Genomic DNA, 5,866 nt, shown 5'->3' with positions numbered 1-5,866 from the left:
TTGATTGGATCTTAACCGCGACCGACGCCGCTGCTGGCCACAAAGGGTACGCGCTGTTCGACGCCGGCGTCTTCGGTGCTGACCTCATGATAGCGGTAGCTGTTCCCTTCGGTGGGGCTGAGGTAGCCGGCGTCTTGCACGACCTGGGGTGCGTCGGCGACGCTGGCGATCAGCACCGGTGTGAAGGCCCAGTTATCGGCAGGGCGCAGGCCACCGATCACTCGTCCCAGGGCGCGATGCTCGGCCTCAATACAGGCGATCTGCCCGGCAACCTGAGCGAGATCGGGCCGGCCCATCGCTGCAAACTCTTTGATGGCCGCCAGGAAGGCGGAATCAAAGACACCCTCTAGCTGCTGTTGGGTCTCGATAAAGGTCTTGAGGTCGCTGAAGGTCTGGGCCCCTTTGGGGAAGCTGAAGGTCTCAGCCAGCGACTGGCCGCCGTTGGCCGTGAAAAACTGCTGGTGGATCTGCTCTTCGACCAGGGCCGCCTTGAGATAGGCCAGGTCATCGCCGCTGATGCCCAGGGCGTCCGCGTTGGCAATGCCGTTGCTGTAGAAGGTGACGGCTAACTGCTCCGCCGTACGCGCGATCGAGAGAATCTGCGTGACGGCATCATCGAGGGTCACGAGCCGTTCAGTGAGCGCTCCCTGGGCCCGCACGGCCAGCGGCCTGGCCCCACCTCCCAGCAGGGCTAGACCACCGGCAGCCAGCCCCAGGCCAGCTGTGGCCCTCTGGAGAAAGCGCCGACGCCCCTGCTGCTTGCGCGGAGAGCCGCGATTGATATAGGTCTGCATGGCGATGGATTGATCCTTTCTCTACACTCTCTCTTAGAGCCTGCTTGCTTTCCGGGTTCCCCCACGTTCCACCGCCTTCCGTCCCCACAGTTCCACTCTAGCAGGCTCTCGAACAAAAGGATCTACATTCACCGATTTCAGTCAGCTGATGAGGGCGCGTGGTCACTGGCCCAAGGTGCAAGGCTCAGGGAGAGCGAGCGGGATAGCTCAGGGGCGCGGCGGTAGCTCGCGCTCATCGCCGTAGAGCAGGGCCAGCGTTAGGCCAAAGGCCAGATGGCGCAGGAGGTTCTGGCCAAAGGAGGGCCAGGTTGCCAGCCGGGGCAAGTCGCCGCGGCGAATGAGCGGATGCAGACGATCGGCCAGGGGAGCGAGCCACCAGACCGAGGCCAGGAAGCCCTCGCCGAAGAGGAGTCCCTTGAGCCAGGTCGGCCCTGGCAGGCGCGGCCTGACCAGGGCGGCGTAGATCTCCCCCAGCACAACGCCGTTGAGCAGATGAAGTCCCCAGGCCAGCAGGCGACGACTGCGCCGCGACCTCCTTCCGCTTCCAAGCAGGCCCTCGATGAAGCGCACATCGCTGAAGTGGTTGCCGCTGAGGCGCTGGTCGAGCGCCATCACGAGACTGTAGACGCCCGTGGCCAGCAGGCCCGCCAGCGCCGCTCGTCCAGGACGCCAGGCCGGCGGGCGTCTCTCCACAAGTTCTTGCATCGTTTATCGCTCCTTCTTCTCAGCCAGCAGTGCGTAGCTGCGCCTGCAGGTCCGCAAGCACCAGCCGCGCCGTGTACGCTCCACTGCTGAGGGCGCCGTGAATGCTGCTCGAATGCAGGTATTCACCGGTCAGATAGAGGCCCGGCTCTTCGCTGCGCGCCTCTGGCAGGCGCGCGAAGATGCCCGGCGGCTGGGCGAACTGAGCAAAGGGAAGACGATAGACGCCCAGCAGACGCCAGCGCTGCAGATCACGCTCGGGGAACCAGCCGGCCAGCTCTTGCAGGGCGCGCTGAGCCAGGCGCTCGTCATCCTCGGCCTGGGCCGCGGCATCAAGGATGGTGGCCGAGAGCAGATGCTGCCCCGGCGGGGCATAGTGTGGGACAATATTGGTGAGCTGCACGGCGTGGTTCACCAGTCCGTCGGGTTCGCAGTTGAGGAGTAGCGCCGGCTCGCTGTACAGCGATTCCAGGCCGGCGAAGTAGAGGCAGGTGCAGCTGCGCCCTGCGGTTGGCAAGGGCAGACCGGTGAGCTGAGCGGCGGCAGGGCTGTCGGTGGCGACGATGACGGCCTCGGCCTGCAGCGTCTCGCCGCTCGCCAGGCGCACCCCAGTGACGCGCCCGTGCTCGCGCAGCAGGGCCACGACACGCGCGCCCAGACGGAGGCTGTTGGCCGGCAAGGAGGCGGCAAGCTGGGCGGCAATGGCGCCCATACCCTGCTCCGGTAAGACAATATCGCCGCTCGCCAGCATGCGCCAGACAAAGCGCAACATGCGGGCGCTGGTCTGCAGGTCCCGATCGAGAAAGATGCCGCCGAAGAAGGGGCGGGCGAAGTTAGCGATGAAGCCCTCGCGGCTAAAGCCCCAGTGACGCAGGTACAGATCGCTTGTTTCGTCGAGCGTGGCGATCGGCCAGGCCGCAGGGCCTTCCGCCGAGGCCGTCTGCAGGATCGTGCGCGTCAGACGCAGGACGCGCCACTTGTCGGCCAGCGGAATGAGCGGATTGCTGGCCGAGCCAGCCAGCCAGCCAGGCTGGCGCCGCGGATCAGCCAGAGGATAGCGTCGGCCCCCTTTGACAAGCCAGGCCCCAGGCAGAAAGCGCCCCGGTCTGAGCGCAGCGAGATCCAGCTCACGCTGCACGGCGGGATAGGCGCTAAACAAGACCTGGAAGCCGCGGTCGAGCAGGAAGCCCTCGGGATGGCGGTCGGTGCTGACTCGTCCCCCGGGACGGTCGGCAGCCTCCAGGAGCAGGACATTCAGCCCGGCCTGGCTCAGATGCCGGGCGCAGGTCAGGCCGGCCAGGCCGGCTCCAACGATGAGTACCATAAGAAACCTTCTTCCTCCTCTCGCTACTCCAGTACCTCCGGAATGGGTAGACGGATCTTACTCCTGCATTCAGCACGGACGCGGGCCAGGACAGGAGTCAGTCAGATCCTGCCCTCGGGCGCGCTCTCTTCCCAGGCAGGAGCCTGAGCTGCCTCCAGCTCCTGACGCAGGCGCAGCAGGGCCAGGTCCTTGGCCTTGCATTCGAGCATGACATCATAGTCGGGCCAAGGGACAGCGGCCAGAAAGCTGCGGAAGCCAGTGGGGCTGACGTAATCACTGTGGGCCCCGGGGCGCTTGCTGGGATTCTGCTCGGCGTAGTGCAGCTTGGGCCGGCGTCCGTTCCAGGTTGTCAGAATGCGCTCCCAGGGCAGGCCCTCTAGCGGCGTCTCCGCGGCCCCGTTGAGGGCATGATGCAGATTGTCGACCACGAGTGGCAGGGCGCTCACCTCGCAGATCGGCAGCAGCTGCTGCACCGACCAGCAGCGCTCGTCGTTCTCCAGGCGCAAACGCCGGCGCACGCTCTCGGGTAGTGCTGCGATATGGGCCAGGATGCGGCGGGCTGTGGCAGCGCGGTCGCCGTAGACGCCACCGCCGTGCAGGATGATGTCGCCCTCGATGCCGAGCCGCTCCATAACCTCGGCGTGATAGCACAGGTCGCGATAGCTGCTTTCCCAGACGGGGCCGTCGGCGGAGATGAGCGTATATTGACCAGGATGCATCGAGAGGCGCATATTGCCCGCGCTGGTCAGCCGCGCCACCTCGGCCACCTGCGCGGGATCAAAATGGATCTGCTCTAGCGAAACCTCGGGATGGGAGCCGAGCGGCACCAGATCTGAGGAGATGCGGAAGACGCTGATGCCCTGAGCCAGGTTCCAGCGCAGGATGTCCACGAGGAGCGCCAGATTCTCATCGACCAGAGCCTGCAGATAGGCCAGGCCGCGCTCGCGCAGTGTGGCCAGGCGCAGGCTGCGCATCTTGCCCCCCAGCGAGAGATTGACACAGGCATAGCCGAGCCGTATGCCGTCTGGGCAGCCAGCGCTTCGCTTCAGGTGCGACATGCCAGGTCCTCCCGCACAAGACGGGATGTGATAGCAGCTGAGAGCAGCACGCCCGGAATGCCCGCCCCGGGATGAGTGCCAGCTCCCACAAAGTAGAGGCCGTCAACCTGGGCGGCGCGGTTGTGCGGACGGAAGTAGGCCGATTGGAAAAGCGTTGGCTCCAGGGAGAAGGCCGCACCCAGATAGCTACGTAGCTCGCCGGCGAAGTCGAGGGGCGTCAAGCGGTGCTCGCTGACGATGCTGGCCTGCAGGCCACGCAGACCCGCCTGCGCTTCGAGATAGTGCAGGATGCGCTCACGGAAAGCCGGTGTCTCGCGCTGCCAGTCGACGCCGTGCCCGAGATGTGGCACCGGCGCCAGGACATAGAGGCTCTCACCTCCGGGCGGAGCCATCGAGGCATCGGTGCGCGTCGGCGTGTGCAAGTAGAGCGCCAGGTCATCTGGCAAGCCCTGGCCGTCAAAGAGCTGCTGGATCATCCCCCGATAGTTGCGTGGCATAAAGATCGTGTGATGGCGCAGTTGCGGATACTGTTGGTTGAGGCCGAGGTAGAGCAGAAAGCAGCTCATCGAGTAGCGGGCCTGCTCCAGACGCCGCCAGAGTTCGCGGGGGCGTACTTCGGGAGGCAGCAGGCGCAGATAGGTGGTGGCGACGTCGCTATTGGCAACCACGGCCTCGGCTTGCAGCAGGGCTCCGTCAGCCAGGAGCACCCCCCAGACTCGTCCGGCGCGCACCAGAATGCGCTCCACGGGCTGGCCGCAGCGCAGCTCGCCGCCCAGCGCGGTGAAGAGGCGTGTCATGGCCTCGACCAGGGTATACATGCCTCCGGGCACAAAGTGGACGCCCCCCAGGCGCTCTAGATAGGGCACAATGCTGTAGATGGCGCTGGCGCGGAAGGGATTGCCACCGATGAACAGCGGATGAAACGAGAACACCATGCGCAGCTGTGGATGGCGGAAGTAACGGGAGACGAAGCGGTAGACGCTGCGTTGGGCTCCCAGGCGCACCAGCTCCGGGGCTACGCGCAGGAAGTCGCCCAGGCGCAGAAAGGGCTCGCCGGCCAGCTCAGCAAAGGCCCGCTGATAGATGCGGGCCGTATCGCGCAAAAAGGCGCGATAGCCGGCGACGTCGCGCGGCTCGAAGCGTGCGATCTCAGCCTCGTCCTCAGCAGGGCTGCCCCAGTAGTCGAAGTGGTTGCCGTCAGCAAAGTAGATGCGATAGAAGGGACGCAGGGGCACCAGGGTCAGGTCATCTTCTAGCTGGCGCCCGGCAGCCTGCCAGAGATCCTGCAGCAGCCAGGGAGCTGTGAGCAGGCTTGGCCCCATGTCGAAAGTAAAGCCATCGGCTCTGAGCTGGTAGGCGCGCCCCCCAGGACGTGGGCGCGCTTCGACCAGGGTGACCTGAGTTCCGGCGGCCTGCAAGCGAATGGCCGCCGCCAGGCCGCCAAAGCCCGCCCCGATGACGATCACTCGGGGCCGCGCACCGCTCGCGCCCGCTGGCAGCCTATTGGAAGCAGGCGTCAGACTGGAGCGGTTGCTCATGAGTGCAACACCTCCTTTCCGGGCAACAGCGTCAGGGGTTGGCACTGGCCCTGGCCATGATCAAGTCCAGAGAGCACCCGCACGCAACTTTCGACCGCCGCCATGAATTGGGCGGTGTCGGCATAGAGACGGCGGAAGAGGGGCGCCCCCAGACGCAGCGTCAGGGATGGCGAGCGTGTCTCACTCCAGATGATGCCCGCTGGGAGCACCGGAATGCTGGCGCCCCTCTCGCGCTCGGCGAGTTCGACGAGGCGGGCAAAGCCAGGCCGGAAAGGGAGCAGAGCCTGCTCTGGGGAGCGGGGTGAGGGTCGAGGATCAACCACGGGATAGCCCTCGGGGAAGACAACCAGCAGGCGGCCACGCCGCAGCAGGTCGCGGGGCGGGGGCCCCGCCCCGCGCCCGGGGGGGGGCGGGGGGGTTAAAAAAAAAGAACCCGGCCCCCCCAAATAA

At 66.0% G+C, this 5,866-nt stretch carries 6 protein-coding genes; all 6 read right to left on the bottom strand.

What is annotated here, in order from left to right:
- Positions 1-11: 11 nt before the first annotated feature.
- Positions 12-794: a ferritin-like domain-containing protein gene (locus IRZ31_RS19715; protein ID WP_297156953.1), complete on the bottom strand. Its 783-nt coding sequence runs from the start codon at positions 792-794 to the stop codon at positions 12-14.
- Between the two features lie 207 nt (positions 795-1,001).
- Positions 1,002-1,499 (bottom strand): DUF6789 family protein, encoded by a 498-nt coding sequence (locus IRZ31_RS19710; RefSeq protein WP_297156950.1) that lies wholly within the window; start codon positions 1,497-1,499, stop codon positions 1,002-1,004.
- Positions 1,500-1,518: 19 nt separating this feature from the next.
- Positions 1,519-2,820 (bottom strand): NAD(P)/FAD-dependent oxidoreductase, encoded by a 1,302-nt coding sequence (locus IRZ31_RS19705; protein ID WP_297156947.1) that lies wholly within the window; start codon positions 2,818-2,820, stop codon positions 1,519-1,521.
- Between the two features lie 101 nt (positions 2,821-2,921).
- Complete coding sequence (uvsE, locus tag IRZ31_RS19700; protein WP_297156945.1) at positions 2,922-3,878, bottom strand: UV DNA damage repair endonuclease UvsE; 957 nt, start codon at positions 3,876-3,878, stop codon at positions 2,922-2,924.
- Entirely contained in the window at positions 3,866-5,416 is a 1,551-nt protein-coding gene (crtI, locus tag IRZ31_RS19695) for a phytoene desaturase family protein (protein WP_297156942.1), read from the bottom strand. Before crtI ends, uvsE begins: the two co-directional genes overlap by 13 nt.
- A partial coding sequence (locus IRZ31_RS19690) for a 1-acyl-sn-glycerol-3-phosphate acyltransferase (protein WP_297156939.1) occupies positions 5,413-5,866 on the bottom strand: 454 nt, incomplete at its 5' end. The genes IRZ31_RS19690 and crtI, both read right to left, overlap by 4 nt.

It is taken from the genome of Thermogemmatispora sp. (assembly GCF_019683635.1).
In the GTDB taxonomy this organism is placed as follows: Bacteria; Chloroflexota; Ktedonobacteria; order Ktedonobacterales; family Ktedonobacteraceae; genus Thermogemmatispora.
This window is presented reverse-complemented; position numbering and strand designations above follow the sequence as displayed.

Bases quoted from the DNA above. Each gene is read 5' to 3' on its own strand.
- IRZ31_RS19710 (WP_297156950.1), bottom strand. From the start codon at position 1,499: ATGCAAGAACTTGTGGAGAGACGCCCGCCGGCCTGGCGTCCTGGACGA.
- IRZ31_RS19705 (WP_297156947.1), bottom strand. From the start codon at position 2,820: ATGGTACTCATCGTTGGAGCCGGCCTGGCCGGCCTGACCTGCGCCCGG.
- crtI (WP_297156942.1), bottom strand. From the start codon at position 5,416: ATGAGCAACCGCTCCAGTCTGACGCCTGCTTCCAATAGGCTGCCAGCG.
- uvsE (WP_297156945.1), bottom strand. From the start codon at position 3,878: ATGTCGCACCTGAAGCGAAGCGCTGGCTGCCCAGACGGCATACGGCTC.
- IRZ31_RS19715 (WP_297156953.1), bottom strand. From the start codon at position 794: ATGCAGACCTATATCAATCGCGGCTCTCCGCGCAAGCAGCAGGGGCGT.